The following is a 23138-nucleotide window of genomic DNA, read 5'->3' on the forward strand; positions in this document are numbered from 1 at the left end:
TGCGTGGGAGCGATCAGGTCCGCGATGAACTGAAGGACGCCATCTGCTCCTGCACTCGAATCAGAAGCTGTTCAGCACTTTCCAACAGCTGCGCCAACAACGCCGGATCTTCATCCATATAGCCTTCGTACTCCGCCAGGTTTCGTCGCTCATGACACAGGGCGAATAGCCGAACCTGTACTTTGCCAATATCAGCGGTATGAACCAGGCACTGAAACACCAGATATCGCTTGTCTGAACGGTAGCCGCACAAGCGAAGAGCCGTCAGTGCAAGGGCATGGGCAGCGTTGTAAGCCAGGTCGAAACGACTCGCGAAGGAAAGCGAAGACGTTTGCGCGTCTTTCAATCGATCCACAGCCGAACGCATGAGCCCTTCGCATTCTTTGCGATCCGGCGGTTCAGCTTTCAGTCCACCACTACGTAACAGATTCTCCAGGTTCTCGTTGCTGCCCATCCTTGGACTCCAAAGGGTTTCCCCCCATCAGATTGATCTTGTCCTGCTGCGCTACCCGCACGACGAAGCTATTTTCAGCCGCCAGTTTTGCGGCCCAGTCGTCGGGGGTGTAGAGCGTCGGGTTGAGGACGCGGCCCAGTTGTTCCTCCAGAGGCATGAGCCGCTCCATCACTTCACTGTAGTGGAGGCTTTCGCCGATCAGCATGAGATCAATGTCACTGGATGCGTTTGCCGAATCCTTGGCGATTGAACCGTACACAAATGCCCAGGTGATCTGTTCGGCAAAGGGTTGGAGCGCTTGGCGCAAAGGCTCGGCAATACCAAAGGTTTTGCGGGCGATGCCCAGCATTTCGGCATAGATCGGGCAGTCGGGATTGGCTTGATAGTGGGTCTGGTTGCCCTGACGGGTCATGGTCAGCACACCTGCCCGCTGCAATCGATCCAACTCGCGCATGAGGCTGCCTTTACCCACTTGAGCCCAGCGAGCGATCTCGTTGGCGTAAAAACTGCGGTCGGGTTTGCCGAACAACAAGCCCAGCACTTTTTGCTGAGTAGTCGTGAACAGGGCTTCGCTGAGGGAAAGGTTTTTCACAGTGGCAACCGATGAGTCCCAAAAAGGGAACGATAGGTCCCTTTTTGGGAATCTTCAACCTGTCGCGAGCCGAATGGGGGTTTGTGTTTAAAAGTTTGTCCGCAGGAACGGTGTGAGGCTACGCAGTCTGGCGTCGCTGCCTACAGCAATGCCGGAACCCGCCGACTGGTGCGGTTTTGCGTTGATCTTTATCGTTTGTGTGTCGCTGCACATCCAGTGACTGGGACTGGAAACCCCAAAAAAAGGGCGCAAAAGCGCCATTCATAACGAATGGGCCAATTCCAATCTGTAAGCGGAAACTCATTATGTCCAAGGTAACGCCCAACTCAGCAGATAACACTGACACCGATTCCCAAGCATCCCTCGAAGCCGAAAAACTCAAGGAAGCCGCCGACCGCGTCTTTTCCTACTACTTCCCACCCCATGAAAAACCGGGCAAGCGCCGCAAACATCACCTCTTCAGCGTTTCCCCCGATATCGACACCGAAGCCCTCCTGACCAATGCCTCCGAAGACCTGCTGTCCATCAGCGCCATTGCTGCCGATCTGGCAGACGATGTGGAAGGCTCACGCCGCTCTGTAGCCTTGGCGCTCAGCCGCATGGCGGATGGGGTGCAGTTGTTGGTGGAGCGGGCGCTGGATCATCATGAGTCGTTGCAGATGAAGGCTCGGGCCGGGGTTTAGCAGTGAAGTATTCGGTGAATTGACGGCCGCCATCGCGAGCAAGCTCGCTCCCACAGGGGTTTGTGTACGACACAGATCAAATGTGGGAGCGAGCCTGCTCGCGATGGGGCCAGTCAGATCAACCCAGCACTCACCAGTAATTCCTCCAACGCCAGCAAGTCAGGCACTTTGGCCACCTGCTCACCCACCTGCACCGCCGCCTGTTCCAGCGGACACAACGGCACATCCACATAGCTCAACTGACTATCAAGCTTGTAAGACCGCGGAATCCCCTGCACCAGCAACGCGATGAATTTCAAATCAGGCCGCCCACCAAGGGCATTGAGAATCACAATCCGCGCCCGCTCACCGATCACGATTTTCTGCCCACACGCCGACTCAAAACTCAGCAACGGAATCTGCCGGTTCCGCCACATGACCCGCCCGAAGTACCACGGCGGCGTGTCGAGGTCGAAGGCGCTGGGTTGGTAATCAATAAGCTCCGCAACCGCGACGTTGGGCAGGATCAGGTTGCGGTCAGCCAAGGGCAACAGCAGCCCGGTGAGGTTGCTGGTGCGGTGCTCAAGCATGGGTTTTGCTCCACAGGGTGATGCTTTCGAGCAGCACCGATTCCTGATATGGCTTGCCGAGGTAGTCGTTGACGCCGATGGCCATGGCGCGGTCGCGGTGTTTCTGGCCGGTGCGGGAGGTGATCATGATGATCGGCAGGTGCTGCAGACGTTCGTCGGCGCGTACCTGGGTGGCGACTTCGAAGCCGTCCATGCGCGGCATTTCGATGTCCAGCAGCATCAGGTCAGGCATGTGTTCTTCAAGCAGCAGCATGGCGTCGACACCGTCCTTGGCGGTCAGCACGTTCATGCCGTGGCGTTCCAGCAGACGGCTGGTGACCTTGCGCACGGTAACCGAGTCATCGACCACCAGCACCAGCAGCGGTTTATGCGGCTCGACCTCTGCCTCCTGAGTCGCTGACTGTTGCGGCACACGGGCCTGCATCGCGCGGATCGGTGCCAGCAAATCGAGAATCAGCACCACCCGCCCATCGCCGAGAATCGTGGCCCCGGACAAACCCTGCACCGCCGCAAACTGCGGGCCGAGGCTTTTGACCACGATCTCGCGAGTGCCGGCCATGGAGTCGACTTGCACCGCGATGTGCCGCTCGTTGCACTGCACCAGCAACACCGGCAGCGGCAGGCTCTGGCCCAGCAGTTTCGGGCGGTGACTGGTTTTCAGCAGTTCGCCGAGGTAGCACAGCTCATAGTGTTGCCCGGCGTATTTGTAAGTCGGCGGATCGAGCCGGTAATGCCCTTCAAGTTCGTTGGGCAGCACGCGAACGATGCCGTCGATGGTGTTCAGCGGGATCGCGTACTGATCATCAAAACACTGCACCATCAGCGCCCGGTTGACCGACACGGTGAACGGCAGGCGAATGCGGAAGTGCACGCCCTGCCCGGCCACAGAGTCGATGCTCATGCTGCCGCCAAGCTGCCGGACCTCTTCATGCACCACGTCCATGCCGACGCCGCGTCCGGAAATCTGGGTGATTTTCTCGGCAGTGGAGAAGCCCGGTTGCAGGATGAATTGCAGGACATCGCGGTCGCTGATGTCGCTGTCCGGGGCCAGCAACCCGCGTTTGATCGCCTTGCTCCGCACCGCGTCCAGCGGCACGCCGGCACCGTCGTCGCGGATGTCGAAAATGATGTCGCCGCCCTCTCGCGACAGGTCGAGGGTGATTCGACCCTGAGCCGGTTTACCCGCCGCGATACGCACCTCGGCGGATTCCAGGCCATGATCCACGGCGTTGCGCAGCATGTGTTCCAACGGCGCGGCCATGCGCTCGAGGACGTTGCGGTCCATCTCGCCTTCGGCATTGCCGACGATGAATTCGACGTCCTTGCCCAACTCGCCGGAGACCTGACGGACGATCCGCTTCAAGCGCGGCAGCATCCGTTCGAACGGCACCATGCGCGTGCGCATCAGGCCTTCCTGCAATTCGGTGTTGATGCGGCCCTGCTGCTGCAGCAGGTTTTCCGCGTCCTGATTGCGTCGGTCGAGGGTTTCCTTGAGGTCGAGCAAGTCGGAGGCGGATTCGAACAGCGCGCGCGACAGTTGCTGCAACTGCGAGTGGCGGTCCATTTCCAGCGGATCGAACTCTTCGTAGCCCAGGCGTTCGGCTTCGACTTGCTGGCGGCTGAGAATCCGCCCCTGGGTTTCCGTATCGAGACGACGCAACTGGTCGCGCATGCGCTCGATGGTGGTTTCCATCTCGCTCAGGGTCACGCGCGCATCGTTGACCTGTTGTTCGATCCGGCCACGGAAGATCGACGTTTCGCCAGCCAGGTTGACCAGATCGTCGAGCAGTTCTGCCGAGACCTTGACCATGTCCGCGCCGGCATCGGGTTGCGCTGCGGGCGTCTCGCCTTTCGGCGTTGCGCACGCCACGACCGGTACCGGTGCTTCGGGCACTGCCGGATGACTGAAGTTCTTGATCGCGTCGATCAGTTGATCGGCGGGCGGCAATGGCTGACCGGCACGGGTCGCGTCGAGCATCTGTGCCAGTCGGTCGTGGCTGCTTTGCAACAAGCCGAACAACGCGGCGGTGGGTTGCAGCACGCCAGCCGACAGGCCTTCGTAGAGGAATTCCAGCTCATGGGCGAGGTCGCCAATCGGCGCGATTTCCACCATCCGCGCGCCACCCTTGAGGGTGTGCAGGTCACGCAGAAGGGTTTCCACTTCCTGACGATTCGACGGCTCGGCCTGCCAGCGCACCAGCGCCGCGCCGGAGTTTTCGATGATGTCGAAACCTTCCTCGAGGAAGATCTCCAGCAGTTCCGGATCATGCCCCGGTGAATCCTCGTTCCGTGCCGGTTCGACCGTTTCAACAGCGCTGGCGTTGCCCTGGCGAAACTCGCGAATGGCCTCGATCAGCTCACCCGGATCGCCCAATGGCCGCTGGTTCTGCAACTGATCAAGCAACTGCGCGAGCCGGTCATGACTGTGTTGCAGCAAGTGCGCCAAGGCTTCGCTGTAGGCGTAACGGCGGTCCACCAGCCCTTCGTAAAGGCTTTCCAGTTCATGGGCCAGCTCGCCAACCGGCTCGACTTCGGCCATCCGAGCGCCGCCCTTGAGGGTGTGCAAATCTCGCTGCAACGACAACAACGGCGCGGCGTTGTCCGGGTCGCTCAGCCAGCGCTGCAAGGCCTGGCCGGCGCTTTCGAGGATATCCACCGCCTCTTCGAGGAAGATCGAAACGATCTCATCGTCCAGCTCAACCTGGGTCGCGGTCTGTTCCAGTTCGGCCGTGGCGCTGCCCAGTTCCCGGATGCTCAACGTGCGGCTGCCATCGCTGCGAATCAGCCCCATGGCCGACGGATCCAGGCTCTCATCGAGCAAGCCGCGCAAGGCCCGAATGCGTTCCGGTTGCGGACTGACTTCCTGGCCGGCGGCCAGTTCGTCGAGCATGTTGATCAGCGCTTCATGGGCACTTTGCGCCTCGCGGAAAAACGCCTCGCTGACTGCCAGGCTGCTTTCTTCCACCGCGCCGTAGAGGTCGAGCAACGCTTCGCAAAGCTCATCCACCGGATGCAGGTCAGCCAGGTGGGCGCCTTCGCCCAAGGTGGTCAATTCATCCAACAGCGCGCTGAGTTCCTGACGCTCGCCGGGATGTTGCTGCCAGCGCTGCAACAGGCTTTCGGCGTCGAGCAGGATGTCCATGCCTTTCGCGAGGAAGTTATTGATCAGTTGCGGATCACGCTTGATGCGCAACCCGCTATTGGGTGCACTCAGGAGGGTTTCCAGACGCTGGGCCAGCAATGCCTGGGTTCGTTCGATCAAGGAGCGGGCGCCGGGAATCTCCGTCAGTGGCTCAGTCTTGAGCTGTCGTAGCCCGAGACGGAACAGTCCTTCGGCTTCCAGCAACAGTTCGACTTCGTCCAGGTCGAGGGCGATCAGGTGCGCCTTGTACTCCCGGGTCAGATGATCCAGTGGCTTCGCCAGCTCGGCGATCGGCAATACGCCAGCCATGGAGGCGCTGCCCTTGAGGGTGTGCAGCGCCCGCTGCAACTCGTCGCTGGCCTGCAATGGCACGTGCTCGGCGGCTTGATCGAGGAAGCGGTTGAGGCTGCCCAAATGGGTTTCGGCTTCGTTGCGGAAGATCTCAAGCAGCAGCGGATCGAGGGCGGCGACGTCTTGTGCGTCCTCGTCGGGTATCGGCTCATTGCCCTTGGCCAAGGCGTGCGCGCGTGCGGCCAATTGGTCGACATCGTTGCGCTGACGCTGGGCATGGTTGGCAAACTCGGTCACCAGTTCCGGTAGCAGATTCAGCGCATCGCCCAGCAGTTGTTGCACCGCCGGCCCCGGCGGAACGCTGTGTTCCAGTACGCGGTTGAGCAGGTTTTCCACCGCCCAGGCCAGTTCGCCCAGGACCAAAGCGCGGACCATCCGGCCACTGCCTTTCAACGTATGGAAGGCCCGGCGCAGTTCGCTCAGGGCAGACTTACTCTCGGGATCGGCCGACCAGCGCGGCAGGTACTCGCGGAGGATTTCCAGGACTTCATCGGTTTCTTCGAGGAACACTTCCCGCAGCTCATCGTCCACCGGTTCTTCACCGGTGGGCGGCGGCAACAGGCTTCCCGGGATAGTCAGGGCAGGCGGATTGACGGAAGACACAGGGCTGGCCAATACATCGGCCAGTGACTGGACGGTCTCAGGGTCATCCAGTTCCTGCAGATCCTGCATGACCTGCGCTTCAGTCGGGCTGAGCACATCTTCAAGCACCGGCACCTGTTGCTCGATGGGGAAAAAGCCGAGTGAGGCCAGGCTTTTTTCCGCGACGTCGAGCAACTTTTCGCCCGGCGCTTCGGGGTCGTCGCTGAGGCGCTCCAGGTAATACTCGATGCTGGTGATGACGTCGGCCAGGCTGTCCAGTTCCTGCCAGCCGGGGTGATCCGGATCGAGCAGCAAGTGCTCGCGGATGAAGTGGTTGCAGGTTTCGATCAGGCTCGCCGCACGGCTCAACGGAATCATCGCCAGCGCACCGCGCACTTGGGTCAGCAAGGCCGGCAATGGCTGCAAGTGCTGGCGATCCCAGTCGGCGTCGATGTAGTCGACGATCATGTCCTTGGCCTGTTGCAGGCAGATGCGCGCTTCCTTGATCACGATCTGATGGATCTGGGTCAGGTCGGTGGTCGGCAGGCGGCTGTCTTCCTGGCTTTCCGGCTCGACGGTGCCGACCATGCCGGCGAGGGTCGCTTCGACGTAGAGCAAGGCACCGGCGACGTCCATCAGGATCGCGTCGTTGGGCTCACGCTGGCCCTGGGCGAGGCTGAGCACCACCGCCAGTTGGTCGATGATGACCTTGCGTGGCTGGCCGAAACCGAGCACCGCCAGGGTGTCGGCGATTTGCCGCAGTGGCGCCAGCAGGCTTTCGAGGTCCGAGGTGTGTTGGCGGTCGCTGCGCACGAACAGGTCCAGGCGCTCCTTGACCCGCACCAGCTCTTCACACAAAGCGGCCAACACCGAGCGCATGGCATCGCGGTCGGGACCGGCCAGCCGTGCTCGTTCTTCGTCGACCATCGCGCTGTCAGGCAGCGCGTCGTCCAGTCCGTAGCGATCTTTCATGGTCAGCATCTGCCCGGTGGGATGTTCGGCCTTGGCAATGTAGAACAGCAAACTCTTGAGTAACTCTAGCGGTGCTGGCTGATTGATGCCGGGCATGCCCTGTTCGAGCAGGCGCTTCAGTTCTTTGTCGGCCTCCTTGAACAGACTGCGCAACGCCGGACTGTTAGCAATCGAGCCGCCGCGCATGCCTTCGACCAGCGCCGAGGCGACTTGCCACAACGGGCTCAGGGGCGCGTTGCCGCACAGCCCTTCGAGGCGCGCAAAAACCTTGGTCAGGTAACCGAGATTGGTTTCGCCGTCCTGCTCACGCAGCAATCCGACCAGGGCCATCTGCAACATCTGCCGCAACTTGCGCAGCACATTGGGTAAATCCGCCGGCTCCAGCAGCGCCAGCGACTCTTCGTCCAGGGGCGGCAGGTCCGGCAATTGCGGGCTGAACAGGCTGGTTTCCGACAACAAGCTTTCGCCACGGGCGCTGCGCAGGTCGTTGATCAGTGGCAACACCACCAGCGGCAGGTCGCGGCGCGCACCTTGCACCCGGTCGAGATAAATCGGCAACTGCCCAAGGGCTTGCAGCAACAGGTGGAGCGTCTCATCGCGATGACTGACGCGGTTCTGTTGCAACGCCGTGGTCAGATGCTCCATCTCTTCGGCGAGCAGCGCCGCGCCGTAGAATTCGACCATCTGCAAACTGCCGTGAACCTGATGGATGCACGCCAGGCATTCACTGAGGGCGTGCGTCGCCTGCGGGTCATCAAGCAACGTTTCAATCGCCTGGTGAGCCACTTTCAGCGTTTCGGCAATCTCGCCTTTGACCCACTCGAGGGCCACATAGTCGTGCCGATCACCCATAACCACTCCAAATCACTGCTCTACTCAAAAAAAGCATTCGCTCGCAGGCGCTTCACACTTTATCCGCAACCTCAGCCTTGGCGGCCGGCAAGGTGAAACCGGACACCGAACGCCGCAGCTGGCTGGCCATTTTCGCCAGGTTGCCAATGCTCTCGGCGGTGGCGGTGGAGCCGGACGAGGTCTGCGTGGTGATCTGCTGGATCACGTTCATCGTCAGGGAAATCTGACCGGCCGAAGACGTCTGTTGCTGTGCTGCGTTGGAAATACTCTGGATCAACGCGGCGAGGGTCTTCGACACGCCTTCGATTTCTTCCAGGGCCACTCCGGCATCCTGCGCCAGACGCGCACCGCGCACCACTTCGGTGGTGGTCTGCTCCATGGAAATCACTGCTTCGTTGGTGTCGGTCTGAATCGCCCGCACCAGGGTTTCGATCTGCCGGGTGGCGGCGGACGAGCGCTCGGCCAACCGCTGGACTTCATCGGCGACCACCGCAAAACCGCGCCCGGCATCACCGGCCATGGAGGCCTGGATCGCCGCGTTGAGCGCAAGGATGTTGGTCTGGTCGGCAATGTCATCGATCAGGCTGACAATGTCGCCGATCTCTTGAGAAGACTCGCCGAGGCGTTTGATGCGCTTGGCGGTGTCCTGAATCTGCTCGCGAATATTGTCCATGCCGTGGATGGTGTTGTGCACCACCTCGTTGCCCTTGTTGGCGATTTCCACCGAACGCTCGGCCACCGCCGACGATTCGGCGGCGTTGGCCGAGACCTGATCGATGGACTGGGCCATGTCGTTGATCGCGGTGGAGGCTTCGGCAATCTGCTGCGCCTGATGCTCGGAAGCCTGGGCCAGGTGCATGGCGGTGGCCTGGGTTTCCTGCACGGCGGCAGCGACCTGGCCAGCGGTGAGGTTGATGGTCGCCACCAGATCGCGCAGTTGGTCCACGGAATAGTTGATCGAGTCGGCGATGGTCCCGGTGAAGTCTTCGGTCACCGAGGCGGTCACGGTCAGGTCGCCGTCCGCCAGGTCTTCGATCTCGTCGAGCAGGCGCATGATCGCGTTCTGGTTGCGCTCGTTCTTTTCGGCCGTTTCGCGCAGCTGACGGTTGGTTTCCCGAACCATCACCAGACCAATGAGGATGATCGACATCAGCGCCAACAGGCCCAGCACGTAGCCGCCAATGGTGTCGGTGTTGCGCCCGCCGGCCAGGTTTTCGAAACCGCCGGCCAGGTGCGAGGCTTCCTCGAGCAGGGTCTGCGACAGGGTGAAAATATTGGTCGCCGATTCACGGACCTTGAACAGCTCCGGCGAGGTTTCGAGGATTTCATCCACCGAACCCGAGACGAATTCGAACAGCTCGGAAATCTCGATCAACCGCGCGCGCGCATCGCGGTCTTCAACCTGGCTGACTTTCAGTGACGGATTGCCCTGGAGCATGCCGTTGAGCACCTGGCCGAATCGCGCCGCATCACGACCGAAGGCGTCGGCGGCCTGCTGCGAGTTTTCATCACCGGACAGCACGGTGTTCACCGCACCGAGAATTCGCTCAGCCAATAGCGACTGGCGCTGCGCCATGGCCACCTGCGCGGCCGGGGCACCGCGTTGGAGGAGTGTTTCGACGACTTTTTCGTACTCGACCTGCAACTGCGGCACGGTTTCGGCCAGCGTCGCGGCGACTTGATGCAGCGACAGCACGGTCTGTTCGCTGGAGAGGATCGCGTCGGTGTTTTTCAGCAGGCGTTCCCAGTCCAGTTGCACGGCACGCATTTCCGGGCGCACGGTGGACGGCGCCGGCGGCAGGCCGGTGGCGGGATCGCCTTTCTTCAGATAGCCCCAGCGTTGGGCAAAGTCGTTGCGCGCATCGCTCAGCAGCTTGAACGCCGCCGCCTTGCCGGCAGCGGCTTCGGTGGCGTTCTTGGCAATGCGCTGGGACAGCACGCGCAGCTCACCGGCGTGGCCGATGTACTGTTTGTCGTACGTGGCCTGGGTGTTGAGGTACGCGAAGTTGGCGAACAGCAGCATGATGAAGACGATCAGCGCGATGAACAGCGCGATGATCTGTGACCGGCTGCGCGACCCTTCTGGCTTGCCTGTTTTTGCTTTTATCATCGGTAACCAACACCCTTAAAGATTGCCGAAGAACCTGTGGGAGCGAGCTTGCTCGCGATAGCGATGTATCAGTCGACATCAATGCTGGCTGTGAGTCCGTCATCGCGAGCAAGCTCGCTCCCACAGGGGGCCGCGTTTACAGCGCGACGTGCATAAAGCTTTGCGACTGCACCAACGCAAACGGGCTGAACACCTGCCAGGTCTGCTCACGCTGAAACCGGCCTTTGATGAACGGTGCAATCGGGCCGCTCAAGGTATCTACCGGTTCCAGGCTGTCCTGGGCAAAGTGCTGCAAGCCGAAAACCTCATCGACCATCAACCCGGTAAACACCTCGTTATGCTCCACCACCAAGACCCGGCGCTGCTTGCGCACGGCTGACAGCTCATGCCCGAAGAAGCCGCACAAGTCGATGATCGGCAACAGACGCCCGCGCAGGTTGGCCACGCCCTTGACCCAGGGTCTGACCCCCGGCAGTTGGGTGAACCGAGGCTCGTGCAACACTTCGCTGACCTCGCCCATCGGTGCGACGTACCAGTGCTCGCCCAAGCGAAAACCGATGCCGCTCCAACTGTCTTGTCGGGTCGGCTGGGACGGCAAGTCAGCCGCCAGCAGACGACAACGCTGGTCGATCTGCAGCAGCAGTTCGAAAGCCGTCAGCGACTCGGTCATGGCCGGACGATCAACCGGCCAGCACGTTGTTCAGGGTCTTGATCAGGGTTTCTTCGTCGACCGGTTTGGTCAGGTAATCCTTGGCGCCCTGGCGCGTGCCCCAGACTTTGTCGGTTTCCTGATCCTTGGTGGTAATGATGATCACCGGGATGTGCCCGGTTTCCGGGTCTTTGGTCAGCTGACGGGTCGCCTGGAAACCATTGAGGCCAGGCATGACGATGTCCATCAGCACCGCGTCAGGTTTTTCCTGACGGGCCAGGGCCACGCCGTCGGCGCCGTTTTCGGCTTTCAACACTTCATGACCGTGCTTTTCCAGCATGCCGGTCAGTTTGTACATTTCGGTCGGCGAATCATCGACGATCAGAATACGTGCCATGGTCTTCCCCATTCTTGTCGACGCCGGGCCCGCTGGCCGAGCGTCACTGTGCGTGTCCTACTGCGGCAAAACGGCGGCGAAGCCCGGTACATGGGCCTGGATCGCGTTCAGCAGTTCTTCCTTGCTGAAAGGCTTGGTCAAAAACTGGTCGGAGCCGACGATGCGCCCCTTGGCCTTGTCGAACAGCCCATCCTTGGACGACAGCATAATCACTGGCGTGGACTTGAACGCACTGTTGTTCTTGATTAAAGCGCAGGTCTGATAACCATCCAGACGCGGCATCATGATGTCGACAAAGATGATGCCGGGGTGATTGTCGGCAATCTTGGCCAGAGCATCGAAACCATCGATGGCGGTGATCACTTCACACCCCACGTTTTTCAAAAGCGTTTCGGCGGTACGGCGAATCGTTTTCGAATCGTCGATCACCATGACCTTCAAGGCGCTGGAATGCTGTTCCATAAATGCTCTGCCGTCGCCTTTGCGAATCAAATTGTCCATTTCCGATAACCGGAGGCCCGAAACCCTTGATGTTCAAGGGCCAGCGCGATATGGCAGCCTTTTTAGCACAGTCTCCAAAACCAATCTATCGGCCAACCCTGGCAGTGGTTTTTCCTTGACCGGGAACACACTCAGCGCCACTCTGACGCCACTTTTGCAGGTCACTGCGACCCACCCAATTTCGAGGAAAAACCCATGAGCGTTCGCGTCGGGATTGTCATGGACCCTATCGCCAGCATCTCCTATAAAAAGGATAGCTCGCTGGCCATGCTGCTGGCCGCACAGAAGCGCGGCTGGGAACTGTTCTATATGGAACAGGGCGATTTGTACCAGGCCGAAGGCGAAGCGCGGGCGCGGATGCGGCCGTTGAAAGTCTTCGCCAACCCGGAAAAATGGTTCGAACTCGAAGCCGAGACCGACGCGCTGCTGAGCGATCTGGACGTGATCCTGATGCGCAAGGATCCGCCGTTCGACATGGAATTCGTCTACTCCACTTACCTGCTGGAGCAAGCCGAGCGCGCTGGCGTATTGGTGGTCAACAAGCCGCAAAGCCTGCGTGACTGCAACGAAAAACTGTTCGCCACGCTGTTCCCGCAGTGCACGCCGCCGACCGTGGTCAGCCGCCGCGCCGACGTGTTGCGTGAATTTGCCGCCAAGCACGGCGATGTGATCCTCAAGCCGCTGGACGGCATGGGCGGCACCTCGATCTTCCGTCACCGCGCTGGCGATCCGAACCTGTCCGTGATTCTGGAAACCCTGACCGCTCTGGGCACCCAGCAGATCATGGGCCAAGCCTACTTGCCGGCGATCAAGGATGGCGACAAGCGCATCCTGATGATCGACGGCGAGCCGGTGGATTACTGCCTGGCGCGAATTCCTGCCGCCGGTGAAACCCGTGGCAACCTCGCCGCCGGTGGCCGTGGCGAAGCCCGGCCGCTGACCGAGAAAGATCGCTGGATCGCCGCACAAGTCGGCCCGACCCTGCGCGAAAAAGGCCTGTTGTTCGTCGGTCTGGACGTGATCGGCGAGCATCTGACGGAAATCAACGTCACCAGCCCGACCTGCATTCGCGAGATTGATAACGCGTTTGGTACCGACATCGGCGGCCTGCTGATGGATGCCATCGATCAGAAGCTCAAGGCCCGTTGATATAGAACAGCCAAGAAACGACCAACATTGCGTTATCATCCGCGGCCTGTGAAAAACGCGATGTTGGTTTTTTTGTCATGACGCTCCCGTCCGATCTGCCCGCTGAACTCGCCCATCGTGGCGTGCGCCCGGCTGATCGCCTCGGTTTTACCCTGTTTCTCGCGGCGCTGATTCACCTGGCCTTGCTGTTGGGCGTCGGCTTTACGATGGTCGAACCCAAGCAAATCAGCAAAACCCTGGAAATCACCCTCGCCACCTTTAAAAGCGAAAAGAAGCCAGAGAAAGCCGATTTTCTTGCTCAAGAGAATCAGGAAGGCAGCGGCACCCTGGATAAAAAGGCAATTCCCAAGACCACCGAGGTCGCGCCTTTCCAGGACAACAAGGTGCAGAAAGTCACGCCACCGCCGGCGGCCAAGCCTCAAGTGGAGGCCGCACCGAAGGCCGCCGTGACGACCGTTGCGCCCAAGCCGAAAAAGGCCGCGGCCAAAACCGAAGAACCCAAGCCCGTCACCAAACCCGCCGTCGCCGCGCCGACGTTCGACAGTGAACAGCTGTCCACCGACATCGCCAGCCTGGAAGCGGAACTGGCCAACGAACAACAGTTGTATGCCAAGCGCCCGCGAATCCACCGCCTGAGCGCCGCGTCGACCATGCGCGACAAGGGCGCCTGGTATAAGGACGAGTGGCGCAAGAAGGTCGAGCGCATCGGTAATCTGAATTACCCCGACGAAGCGCGACGCAAGCAGATCTACGGCAATTTGCGCCTGATGGTTTCGATCAACCGTGATGGCTCGCTCTTTGAAGTGCTGGTGCTGGAGTCGTCCGGGCAACCGCTGCTGGATCAGGCGGCGCAGCGCATCGTGCGCCTGGCGGCGCCGTTTTCACCGTTTACCGGGGATTTGTCGGATATCGACCGCCTGGAAATCATCCGGACCTGGAAGTTTGCCCGCGGGGACAGACTCTCCAGCAACTGACACCCCACATTTGATCTGTGTTGGCTGCCAAATTGCGCCATCCTCAGCTTGTCAGTTCGCCCCTCCAACGCCACACTAGCGCTCATGAAGAACGTCAGCCCCAGCTACCTCAAGCATCAATTCCTGATCGCCATGCCTCACATGGTCGACCCGAACTTTGCGCACACCTTGACCTACATCGTCGAGCACACGGCCAATGGTGCCATGGGGCTGGTGGTCAATCGTCCGCAAGACCTCAACCTGGCCGATATCCTCGAACAACTGCGCCCTGACATCGAACCGCCGGTGCTCTGCCAGCATGTGCCGATCTTCATCGGCGGCCCGGTGCAGACCGATCGTGGTTTTGTCCTGCACCCCTCGGGGCAGAGTTATCAGGCCACCGTCGAGCTTGATGAGAAACTGGCCTTGTCGACCTCCCAGGACGTGCTGTTCGCCATCGCCGACGGCGTCGGTCCGGCGAAAAGCCTGATCGCCCTCGGATACGCTGGCTGGGAAGCCGGGCAGCTGGAAGCCGAACTGGCCCAGAACGCTTGGCTGACCTGCCCGTTCGATGCCGATATTTTGTTCAACACCAGCAGCGAACTGCGCCTGGAAGCAGCGGCCAAGCACCTGGGCGTCAATCTCAGCCTGTTGACCAGCCAGGCGGGACACGCCTGATGGCCCTGCGCCTGATTTTGGGTTTCGACTACGGCACCAAACAGATCGGCGTCGCGGTCGGCCAGGTAATTACCGGCCAGGCCCGCGAGCTGTGTACCTTGAAAGCACAAAACGGTATTCCCGACTGGAATCAGGTCGAAGCCCTGATTAAAGAGTGGAAACCCGATGCCGTGGTGGTGGGCCTGCCCTTGAACATGGACGGCACGCCGAGCGACATGTGCCTGCGCGCCGAGAAATTCGCCCGCCGCCTCAACGGCCGCTACAACCTGCCCTTCTATACCCACGATGAACGCCTGACCACCTTCGAAGCCAAGGGTGAACGGCGTGATCGTGGCGGACAAAAGGGCAGCTACCGTGACAACCCGGTGGACGCCATCGCCGCCGCCCTGCTGCTGCAAGGCTGGCTCGACGAAAACACCGCACTGTTCGAATCCTGAAGAGCCGCAACACGCGTCTCTACTTAGCGACAACCCGAGCCACCTCTCCAGCAGAACCCGGCTCGGGCCCAAGAAGGAGCAACCATGAGCCTGCCCAATCCCGCCGAACTGATCAGCCAGATGGCGACCCGTCTCAAGGCGCACCTGGAACACCGTGGCATCAGCGAGCCGCGCTACATCGGTATTCGTACCGGTGGTGTCTGGGTCGCCCAGGCGTTGCTCGATGAACTGGGCAGCGACTCGCCCCTCGGCACCCTGGACGTCTCCTTCTACCGCGACGACTTCAGCCAGAACGGCCTGCACCCACAAGTGCGCCCGTCCGCCCTGCCGTTCGAGATCGAAGGCCAGCACCTGGTGCTGATCGACGACGTGCTGATGAGCGGCCGGACCATCCGCGCCGCCCTTAATGAGCTGTTCGACTACGGCCGCCCGGCCAGCGTGACATTGGTGTGCCTGCTGGACCTGGACGCCGGCGAGCTGCCGATCCGCCCGAATGTGGTCGGCGCGACCCTGTCGCTGGCGGCCCACGAACGGGTGAAACTGTCCGGCCCGGAACTCAAGCTCGAACTGCAAGACCTCGCCCTTTAATTCGCCCTATTGAGAGTCCCCCTCGCGATGACGCCTCTAGAAACCAAGCGCCCGCTGCAGCTCAATGATCAGGGCCAGCTGCGCCACTTCCTCTCGCTCGACGGTTTGCGCCGCGAACTGCTGACGGAAATCCTCGACACCGCCGACTCGTTCCTCGAAGTCGGCGCCCGGGCGGTGAAAAAAGTCCCGTTGCTGCGCGGCAAGACCGTGTGCAACGTGTTCTTCGAGAACTCCACCCGCACCCGCACCACCTTCGAACTGGCCGCCCAGCGGCTGTCGGCGGACGTGATCACGCTGAACGTGTCCACGTCGTCGGCGAGCAAGGGCGAAACCCTGCTCGACACCCTGCGCAACCTGGAAGCCATGGCCGCCGACATGTTTGTCGTGCGCCACGGTGACTCCGGCGCGGCGCACTTCATCGCCGAACATGTCTGCCCGCAAGTGGCGATCATCAACGGCGGCGACGGCCGTCACGCCCACCCGACCCAGGGCATGCTCGACATGCTCACCATCCGTCGGCACAAGGGCGGCTTCGAAAACCTTTCCGTAGCTATCGTCGGCGACATCCTGCACTCGCGGGTGGCGCGCTCGAACATGCTGGCGCTGAAAACCCTCGGCTGCCCGGACATCCGCGTGATCGCGCCAAAAACCCTGCTGCCGATCGGCATCGAGCAGTACGGCGTGAAGGTTTACACCGACATGACCGAAGGCCTGAAAGACGTCGACGTCGTGATCATGCTGCGCCTGCAGCGTGAACGCATGACCGGCGGCCTGCTGCCGAGCGAAGGCGAGTTCTACCGCCTGTTCGGCCTGACCACCGCGCGCCTGGCCGGGGCCAAACCGGATTGCATCGTCATGCACCCGGGGCCGATCAACCGCGGCGTGGAAATTGAGTCGGCGGTTGCCGACGGTCCGCACTCGGTCATCCTCAATCAAGTCACCTACGGCATCGCGATTCGTATGGCCGTGCTGTCCATGGCCATGAGCGGGCAGACTGCCCAGCGCCAATTCGAGCAGGAGAACGCCCAGTGAAGCTCAGCATTCTCGGCGCCCGCGTCATCGATCCGGCCAGCGGCCTGGATCAAGTTACCGATATCCATATTGAAGCCTGCAAGATCATTGCCCTTGGCGCCGCCCCGGCCGGTTTTGTCGCCGTCGACACCCTTGACGCCAAAGGCCTGGTCGCCGCCCCAGGGCTGGTTGACCTGAACGTCGCCCTGCGCGAACCGGGCTACAGCCGTAAAGGATCAATCGTCAGCGAAACCCGCGCCGCCGCGGCCGGTGGCGTCACCAGTCTGTGCTGCCCGCCTAAAACCAAACCGGTGCTGGACACCTCGGCCGTGGCCGAATTGATCCTCGACCGCGCCCGCGAGGCCGGCAACACCAAGGTGTTCCCGATCGGCGCCCTGAGCAAAGGCCTGGACGGCGAACAGCTTGCTGAGCTCGTTGCCCTGCGCGATGCCGGTTGCGTGGCCTTCGGCAACGGCCTGGACAGCTTCCGCAACACCCGCACGCTGTGCCGGGCGCTGGAATACGCCGCAACATTCGACCTGACGGTGATTTTCAACTCTCAGGACCATGACCTGGCCGAAGGTGGCCTGGCCCACGAAGGCCCGACCGCCAGCTTCCTCGGTTTGCCGGGCATTCCCGAAACCGCCGAAACCGTGGCTCTCGCGCGGGATCTGCTACTGGTCGAGCAAAGTGGCGTGCGCGCGCACTTCAGCCAGCTCACCAGCGCCCGTGGCGTGGCCCTGATCGCTCAGGCCCAGGCTCGCGGCCTGCCGGTGACGGCCGATGTGGCGTTGTATCAACTGATACTGACCGACGAAGCGCTGATCGGCTTCAGCAGCCTCTATCACGTCCAGCCGCCGCTGCGCACCCGCGCCGACCGCGATGGCCTGCGTGAAGCGGTGAAATCGGGTGTGGTCTCGGCCATCTCCAGCCATCACCAACCCCACGAGCGGGACGCCAAACTGGCGCCGTTCGGGGCCACCGAGCCGGGCATCAGCAGCGTTGAACTGCTGCTGCCGTTGGCGATGACGCTGGTGGAAGACGGTTTGCTGGACCTGCCGACGCTGTTGGCGCGCTTGAGCACCGGACCTGCCGAGGCATTGCGCCTGCCGGCGGGCAAATTGGCGGTAGGTGGACCGGCGGACATCGTGCTGTTCGATCCGGCGGCGTCGACCGTGGCCGGTGAGACCTGGCTGTCCAAAGGCGAAAACTGCCCGTTCATTGGGCACAGCCTGCCGGGCGTGGTGCGTTACACCCTGGTGGATGGACGCATTAGCCACCAGGCGTAAGACCGCGTCGCCTGCATTCGCGAGCAGGCTCGCTCCCACAAGGACCGCATCAACCCTGTGGGAGCGAGCCGGCTCCGGGCGGCGATCCGACGAAGACTTACTGGAAGGCGCCTCGGTTCTGGGCATTGCGAATCGACACCTGGTCATTCAGCGTCCAGAAGTCATACAGCACCCCCAGAAAAAACAACCCGCCCGTCACCAGGTACAGCAATCCGCTGATCCACTTCCCCTGATACATCCGGTGTAAGCCGAATACCCCAAGAAACGTCAACAGAATCCACGCCACGTTGTACTCGATAGGCCCGGCGGTAAAACGCAGGTCCGCTTCACGATCCATGGCCGGGATCAGAAACACGTCGATCAGCCAACCGATACCCAACAAACCGAAGGTGAAGAACCAGATCGTCCCCGTCACCGGCTTGCCGTAATAGAAGCGGTGAGCGCCGGTAAAACCGAAAACCCACAGCAGGTAACCGATCACTTTGCTGTGCGTGTCTTGATGCGGAACGGGCTGTTGATAGGTGTTCATGAAGGACCTCGATTCACACGATAGATAAATATTCTTTAAATCTTTGTGACTTTTTTACAGGTTGCCGACGTATGGCAAATGCTACCTTGTGTCCCGTGAAAGCCTTGTACCACAAGCGTTGTGTCCGACAATCGCGTCTATTTTCCGCTTATTTGGTTCCGTTGACCCCAAGGTTGAATCGACCAACGGCCTCGGAAGGGTCAAAAAAGCTGTTATAAAGTTGCGCGCTAACTTATATGAGCCTTGCCTAATGCGTCCATTTTTCAAGACATGGCTAACCATTTGCCTTTTGATGCCACTGGCCGCCCACGCCACCAATCGTGAGCAACGTCTTCCTAACGTTAATGGTTACACCCAAAAATCCCATGTTTCTGCTCCTTCGAGCAAAAACAAACAGACCGTAAAACACGCTCCCCTGCTGAGCAGCAGCAAAAGCGGCCTGGTTCCGCCGATGGCGACCAAGGAAAGCAGCAACGTGCTGAGCCGCGCCGTAAACGTCCTGGGTACTCCGTACCGTTGGGGCGGCAGCAGCCCAAGTAAAGGGTTCGACTGCAGTGGACTGGTGAAATACGCGTTCAACGACGCCACGTTTGACCTGCCGCGCACGTCCAACGCCATGGCCAGCGGTCATGGGGAGAAAGTCGATCGCAAGGATCTGAAGCCTGGCGACCTGATTTTCTTCAACATCAAGAGCCGTCGGGTCAATCACGTTGCCATCTACCTGGGCAACGACCGCTTCATCCACGCACCACGTCGTGGCAAGTCGGTGACCATCGATACGCTGAAGAAACCCTACTGGGAAAGCCACTACGTGGTTGCCAAGCGGGTTATGCCGAAAGAGAAGAACGCCATTCAGGTTGTTCAGCGCTAACCTTCCGGGGCCTGACCCAGAAGTCACTTTGAATATGATGGCCCCATCGCGAGCAAGCTCGCTCCCACAGGATTGATGCAGTCCATGTGGGAGCGAGCTTGCTCGCGATGGCGTCTGTGAAAGCGCTACAAATCCCCCTCAAAAACCATCCGGCGTGCGCGCCTTCTCCCGCGCATGCTCGCGGCTGATCAAGCCCTTGCTCACCAGCTCCTTCAAGCACATATCCAGCGTCTGCATCCCCAGGTTTCCCCCGGTCTGAATCGACGAGTACATCTGCGCCACCTTGTCTTCGCGGATCAGGTTACGGATCGCTGACGTGCCGAGCATGATTTCGTGGGCCGCGATCCGCCCGCCGCCGATCTTCTTGACCAAGGTCTGCGACACCACCGCCAGTAACGACTCGGACAGCATCGAACGAACCATCGATTTCTCGTCCCCCGGAAACACGTCCACCACCCGGTCGATGGTTTTCGCCGCCGAGGTCGTGTGCAGCGTGCCAAACACCAGGTGACCGGTTTCGGCGGCGGTCAACGCCAGGCGAATGGTCTCCAGATCCCGCATCTCCCCCACCAGAATCACGTCTGGGTCCTCTCGCAGGGCCGAGCGCAGAGCCGTGGCGAAGCTGCGCGTATCACGATGGACTTCACGCTGGTTGATCAAGCATTTGCGCGACTCGTGGACGAACTCGATCGGGTCTTCGATGGTGAGGATGTGCTGATGGCGATGGGTGTTCAGGTGATCGATCATCGCTGCCAGGGTGGTGGATTTGCCGGAACCGGTCGGACCGGTCACCAGCACCAGCCCCCGTGGCGCTTCGGTAATTTTGCGAAACACTTCCCCCATACCGAGATCTTCCATGCTCAGGACCTTGGACGGAATGGTCCGGAATACCGCGCCAGCACCACGGTTGTGATTGAACGCGTTAACCCGAAAACGCGCCACGCCAGGCACGTCAAAGGAGAAGTCGGTCTCCAGGTGCTTCTCGAAGTCCACCCGCTGCGTGTCGTTCATGATGTCGTAGATCAGCGCCTGCACCTGCTTGTGGTCCAGGGCCGGCAGGTTGATGCGCCGCACATCGCCGTCGACCCGAATCATCGGTGGCAGGCCGGCAGACAGATGCAAGTCGGACGCGCCCTGTTTCGCGCTGAAACCCAGCAGCTCAGTGATATCCATAGCGTTCCTCAATTCCAGTAGAATGCCGCGAACCTTCAGCCGCCGGCGCCTCTTGATGTCCACGATAGCAGACAACATTGCTCAGGTTAGTTCACGCATCCACGCTGCCGCCCTTGCCGCAAAGCGTGACGAACACAGTGTCCAGCTGCTGGCTGTGAGCAAGACCAAGCCCGCCGAGGCCCTGCGCGAAGCGTATGCCGCCGGGCTGCGCGACTTTGGCGAGAACTACCTGCAGGAAGCCCTGAGCAAACAGCTCGAATTGGCCGACCTGCCCTTGATCTGGCACTTCATCGGCCCCATTCAATCGAACAAGACTCGCGCTATCGCCGAGCACTTCGCCTGGGTGCATTCCGTGGATCGTTTGAAAATCGCACAACGCCTGTCCGAACAACGTCCTGCCGAATTGCCGCCACTGAACATCTGCATCCAGGTCAACGTCAGCGGTGAAGCCAGCAAGTCCGGCTGCACCCCGGCTGATCTTCCGGCCCTGGCCAATGCCATCAGCGAACTGCCGCGCATCAAGCTGCGCGGGTTGATGGCGATCCCCGAGCCGACCGAAGATCGCGCCGCCCAGGATGCCGCTTTTGCTGCCGTACAAAGCCTGCAAGCCAGCCTGAACCTGCCGCTCGACACACTTTCCATGGGCATGAGCCACGACCTCGAGTCCGCCATCGCCCAAGGCGCCACTTGGGTCCGTATCGGTACGGCCCTGTTTGGCGCCCGCGACTACGGCCAGCCTTGAAAAATGGCTGACTCCTCTCTTTATAAGGACCTGACATGAGCAAGACTCGTATTGCCTTTATCGGTGCCGGCAACATGGCGGCCAGCCTGATTGGCGGCCTGCGCGCCAAAGGTCTGGACGCCGCGCAGATCCGCGCCAGCGATCCGGGCGCTGAAACCCGCGCTCGCGTGAACGCTGAACACGGTATCGAGGTGTTCGCCGACAACGCCGACGCCATCCAGGGCGCCGAAGTCGTCGTACTGGCGGTCAAACCCCAAGCGATGAAAGCCGTCTGCGAAGCGCTTCGCCCAAGCCTCAAGCCGAATCAACTGGTGGTCTCGATTGCGGCCGGCATCACCTGCGCCAGCATGAACAACTGGCTTGGCGCCCAACCGATCGTGCGTTGCATGCCCAACACCCCGGCGCTGCTGCGTCAGGGCGTGAGCGGCTTGTTCGCCACGGCTGAAGTGAGCACCGAGCAACGCAAACAGGCACAAGAACTGCTGTCCGCCGTCGGCATCGCACTGTGGCTGGATGAAGAGCAACAACTGGACGCGGTCACCGCCGTCTCCGGCTCGGGCCCTGCGTACTTCTTCCTGCTGATCGAAGCCATGACCGCCGCGGGCGTGAAGCTCGGTCTGCCAGCAGACATCGCCGCACAACTGACCCTGCAAACCGCTTTGGGCGCTGCTCACATGGCCGTGGCCAGTGACGTCGACGCTGCGGAACTGCGTCGCCGCGTGACCTCGCCTGCGGGCACGACGGAAGCGGCGATCAAGTCGTTCCAGGCCGGCGGCTTCGAAGCCCTGGTAGAAAAAGCACTCGGCGCCGCTGCGCACCGCTCGGCCGAGATGGCCGAACAATTGGGTCAATAAGGAGCCTTACATGATTGGATTGAACACTGCAGCGGTCTACGTGCTGCAAACACTCGGCAGCCTGTACCTGCTGATCGTGCTGCTGCGCTTCGTGCTGCAACTGGTACGCGCAAACTTCTACAACCCGCTCTGCCAGTTCGCCGTGAAGGCCACTCAGCCGCTGCTCAAACCGTTGCGCCGGATCATCCCGAGCATGTTCGGCCTGGACATGTCCTCGCTGGTGCTGGCGATCCTCGTGCAACTGGCGTTGATGGCCCTGACCCTGCTGCTGACTTACGGCACCACCGGCAACCCGCTGCAGTTGCTGATCTGGTCGCTGATCGGCGTGACCGCGCTGTTCCTGAAGATTTTCTTCTTTGCCCTGATCATCAGCGTGATCCTGTCCTGGGTCGCACCGGGTAGCCATAACCCTGGCGCCGAGCTGGTGAACCAGATCTGCGAACCGGCCCTGGCGCCGTTCCGCAAGATCCTGCCAAACCTCGGCGGTCTGGATATCTCGCCGATCCTGGCGTTCATGGTGCTCAAGCTGATCGACATGCTGGTGATCAACAACCTCGCCGCCATGACGATGATGCCGGAAATCCTGCGTCTGCTGATCTGACCCGGTGAGCTACTTTCGCTGGGACGGTGACGACCTGATTCTGGAGTGTCACCTGCAACCGGCGGCCCGCAGCGATGATTTCTGCGGGCTGCATGGTGATCGATTGAAGATCCGCCTGACGGCGCCGCCGGTTGAAGGCAAGGCCAATGCGTATTTGATAGCGTTTCTGGCCAAGGCGTTTGGGGTGTCCAAGAGTCAGGTGAGCTTGATCAGCGGCGAGTTGAACCGGCAGAAGCGGGTGCGGATTTGCTCGCCGAAGAAGTTGCCGGATTTGCCGGGGTTGGTGATGCGTTCGCTTTGATTGTGTGTTGCGCAGAATAACCACCCCTCACCCCAGCCCTCTCCCCAGTGGGGAGAGGGGGAAAGGGAGCAGATCGGGGACTTTTCAGAACCTGAGTTCGACTCAGAC

At 60.9% G+C, this 23138-nt stretch carries 23 protein-coding genes; 13 read left to right on the forward strand and 10 right to left on the reverse strand.

What is annotated here, in order from left to right; all coding sequences use genetic code 11:
- Positions 1-13 precede the first annotated feature (13 nt).
- Together AC3IUE_RS30340 and AC3IUE_RS30345 are read right to left on the reverse strand one after the other, a co-directional pair.
- A complete protein-coding gene (locus AC3IUE_RS30340) occupies positions 14-454 on the reverse strand; it encodes a hypothetical protein (RefSeq protein WP_111452973.1) in 441 nt (146 codons plus the stop codon).
- Complete coding sequence (locus tag AC3IUE_RS30345) at positions 417-1046, reverse strand: transcriptional regulator (protein WP_489264530.1); 630 nt, start codon at positions 1044-1046, stop codon at positions 417-419. Before AC3IUE_RS30345 ends, AC3IUE_RS30340 begins: the two co-directional genes overlap by 38 nt.
- A 305-nt stretch (positions 1047-1351) precedes the next feature.
- Here AC3IUE_RS30345 and AC3IUE_RS30350 point away from each other — a divergent pair, with 305 nt between their 5' ends.
- Positions 1352-1729 (forward strand): DUF6124 family protein, encoded by a 378-nt coding sequence (locus AC3IUE_RS30350; RefSeq protein WP_462000103.1) that lies wholly within the window; start codon positions 1352-1354, stop codon positions 1727-1729.
- A gap of 113 nt (positions 1730-1842) precedes the next feature.
- Here AC3IUE_RS30350 and AC3IUE_RS30355 read toward each other — a convergent pair whose 3' ends face one another.
- From AC3IUE_RS30355 to pilG, 6 genes are all read right to left on the reverse strand, one after another.
- Positions 1843-2298: a chemotaxis protein CheW gene (locus tag AC3IUE_RS30355; RefSeq protein WP_489264531.1), complete on the reverse strand. Its 456-nt coding sequence runs from the start codon at positions 2296-2298 to the stop codon at positions 1843-1845.
- Positions 2291-8197: an Hpt domain-containing protein gene (locus AC3IUE_RS30360; RefSeq protein WP_489264532.1), complete on the reverse strand. Its 5907-nt coding sequence runs from the start codon at positions 8195-8197 to the stop codon at positions 2291-2293. Before AC3IUE_RS30360 ends, AC3IUE_RS30355 begins: the two co-directional genes overlap by 8 nt.
- Before the next feature lie 52 nt (positions 8198-8249).
- Positions 8250-10307: a methyl-accepting chemotaxis protein gene (locus tag AC3IUE_RS30365; protein ID WP_489264533.1), complete on the reverse strand. Its 2058-nt coding sequence runs from the start codon at positions 10305-10307 to the stop codon at positions 8250-8252.
- 136 nt (positions 10308-10443) lie between these two features.
- Positions 10444-10977, reverse strand: a complete 534-nt coding sequence (locus tag AC3IUE_RS30370) for a chemotaxis protein CheW (RefSeq protein WP_415758761.1) — start codon at positions 10975-10977, stop codon at positions 10444-10446.
- A 10-nt stretch (positions 10978-10987) separates the two neighbouring features.
- Positions 10988-11353 (reverse strand): twitching motility response regulator PilH, encoded by a 366-nt coding sequence (gene pilH, locus AC3IUE_RS30375; RefSeq protein ID WP_008068134.1) that lies wholly within the window; start codon positions 11351-11353, stop codon positions 10988-10990.
- Positions 11354-11410: 57 nt separating this feature from the next.
- A complete protein-coding gene (pilG, locus tag AC3IUE_RS30380) occupies positions 11411-11815 on the reverse strand; it encodes a twitching motility response regulator PilG (protein WP_008152601.1) in 405 nt (134 codons plus the stop codon).
- Positions 11816-12049: 234 nt separating this feature from the next.
- Here pilG and gshB point away from each other — a divergent pair, with 234 nt between their 5' ends.
- The 7 genes from gshB to AC3IUE_RS30415 all read left to right on the forward strand — a co-directional run bounded on the left by gshB (position 12050) and on the right by AC3IUE_RS30415 (position 17959).
- On the forward strand, positions 12050-13003 hold the full coding sequence (gene gshB, locus AC3IUE_RS30385) for a glutathione synthase (RefSeq protein WP_489264534.1): 954 nt from the start codon (positions 12050-12052) through the stop codon (positions 13001-13003).
- A gap of 77 nt (positions 13004-13080) precedes the next feature.
- Positions 13081-13977 carry an energy transducer TonB gene (locus tag AC3IUE_RS30390; RefSeq protein ID WP_462000107.1) on the forward strand — a complete coding sequence of 299 codons (897 nt, stop codon included), beginning with the start codon at positions 13081-13083 and terminating at the stop codon, positions 13975-13977.
- An 84-nt stretch (positions 13978-14061) separates the two neighbouring features.
- Positions 14062-14634, forward strand: a complete 573-nt coding sequence (locus AC3IUE_RS30395; protein ID WP_046045231.1) for a YqgE/AlgH family protein — start codon at positions 14062-14064, stop codon at positions 14632-14634.
- Positions 14634-15071, forward strand: a complete 438-nt coding sequence (gene ruvX, locus AC3IUE_RS30400; RefSeq protein WP_005792259.1) for a Holliday junction resolvase RuvX — start codon at positions 14634-14636, stop codon at positions 15069-15071. Before AC3IUE_RS30395 ends, ruvX begins: the two co-directional genes overlap by 1 nt.
- A gap of 84 nt (positions 15072-15155) precedes the next feature.
- On the forward strand, positions 15156-15659 hold the full coding sequence (pyrR, locus tag AC3IUE_RS30405; RefSeq protein WP_008152613.1) for a bifunctional pyr operon transcriptional regulator/uracil phosphoribosyltransferase PyrR: 504 nt from the start codon (positions 15156-15158) through the stop codon (positions 15657-15659).
- Between the two features lie 27 nt (positions 15660-15686).
- Positions 15687-16691, forward strand: coding sequence for an aspartate carbamoyltransferase catalytic subunit (locus AC3IUE_RS30410; RefSeq protein WP_007897943.1), 1005 nt, complete (start codon positions 15687-15689; stop codon positions 16689-16691).
- Positions 16688-17959, forward strand: coding sequence for a dihydroorotase (locus tag AC3IUE_RS30415; protein ID WP_056738961.1), 1272 nt, complete (start codon positions 16688-16690; stop codon positions 17957-17959). The genes AC3IUE_RS30410 and AC3IUE_RS30415 overlap by 4 nt, the downstream gene beginning before the upstream one ends.
- Before the next feature lie 97 nt (positions 17960-18056).
- Here the strand turns inward: AC3IUE_RS30415 and AC3IUE_RS30420 are convergent, their stop codons facing one another.
- Positions 18057-18488 (reverse strand): NINE protein, encoded by a 432-nt coding sequence (locus tag AC3IUE_RS30420; protein ID WP_489264535.1) that lies wholly within the window; start codon positions 18486-18488, stop codon positions 18057-18059.
- A gap of 250 nt (positions 18489-18738) precedes the next feature.
- On the opposite strand from AC3IUE_RS30420, the gene AC3IUE_RS30425 reads away from it, so the two are divergent.
- Entirely contained in the window at positions 18739-19359 is a 621-nt protein-coding gene (locus AC3IUE_RS30425; RefSeq protein ID WP_056738956.1) for a C40 family peptidase, read from the forward strand.
- 138 nt (positions 19360-19497) lie between these two features.
- Here AC3IUE_RS30425 and AC3IUE_RS30430 read toward each other — a convergent pair whose 3' ends face one another.
- The gene (locus tag AC3IUE_RS30430; protein ID WP_489264536.1) at positions 19498-20532 is read right to left on the reverse strand and encodes a type IV pilus twitching motility protein PilT; all 1035 of its coding nucleotides are present in this window, start codon (positions 20530-20532) and stop codon (positions 19498-19500) included.
- A 55-nt stretch (positions 20533-20587) separates the two neighbouring features.
- Between AC3IUE_RS30430 and AC3IUE_RS30435 the strand changes: the two genes are divergently transcribed.
- From AC3IUE_RS30435 to AC3IUE_RS30450, 4 genes are read left to right on the forward strand one after another with little or no spacing between them, the layout of a single operon-like run.
- Complete coding sequence (locus tag AC3IUE_RS30435; protein ID WP_489264537.1) at positions 20588-21274, forward strand: YggS family pyridoxal phosphate-dependent enzyme; 687 nt, start codon at positions 20588-20590, stop codon at positions 21272-21274.
- A gap of 35 nt (positions 21275-21309) precedes the next feature.
- The gene (gene proC, locus AC3IUE_RS30440; RefSeq protein WP_008152623.1) at positions 21310-22128 is read left to right on the forward strand and encodes a pyrroline-5-carboxylate reductase; all 819 of its coding nucleotides are present in this window, start codon (positions 21310-21312) and stop codon (positions 22126-22128) included.
- A 10-nt stretch (positions 22129-22138) separates the two neighbouring features.
- Positions 22139-22729 (forward strand): YggT family protein, encoded by a 591-nt coding sequence (locus AC3IUE_RS30445; RefSeq protein WP_017341276.1) that lies wholly within the window; start codon positions 22139-22141, stop codon positions 22727-22729.
- Between the two features lie 4 nt (positions 22730-22733).
- Positions 22734-23030 (forward strand): DUF167 domain-containing protein, encoded by a 297-nt coding sequence (locus tag AC3IUE_RS30450; protein WP_489264538.1) that lies wholly within the window; start codon positions 22734-22736, stop codon positions 23028-23030.
- The last annotated feature ends 108 nt before the right edge of the window (positions 23031-23138 follow it).

The sequence above is a fragment of the Pseudomonas sp. GL_093 genome, from assembly GCF_057837605.1.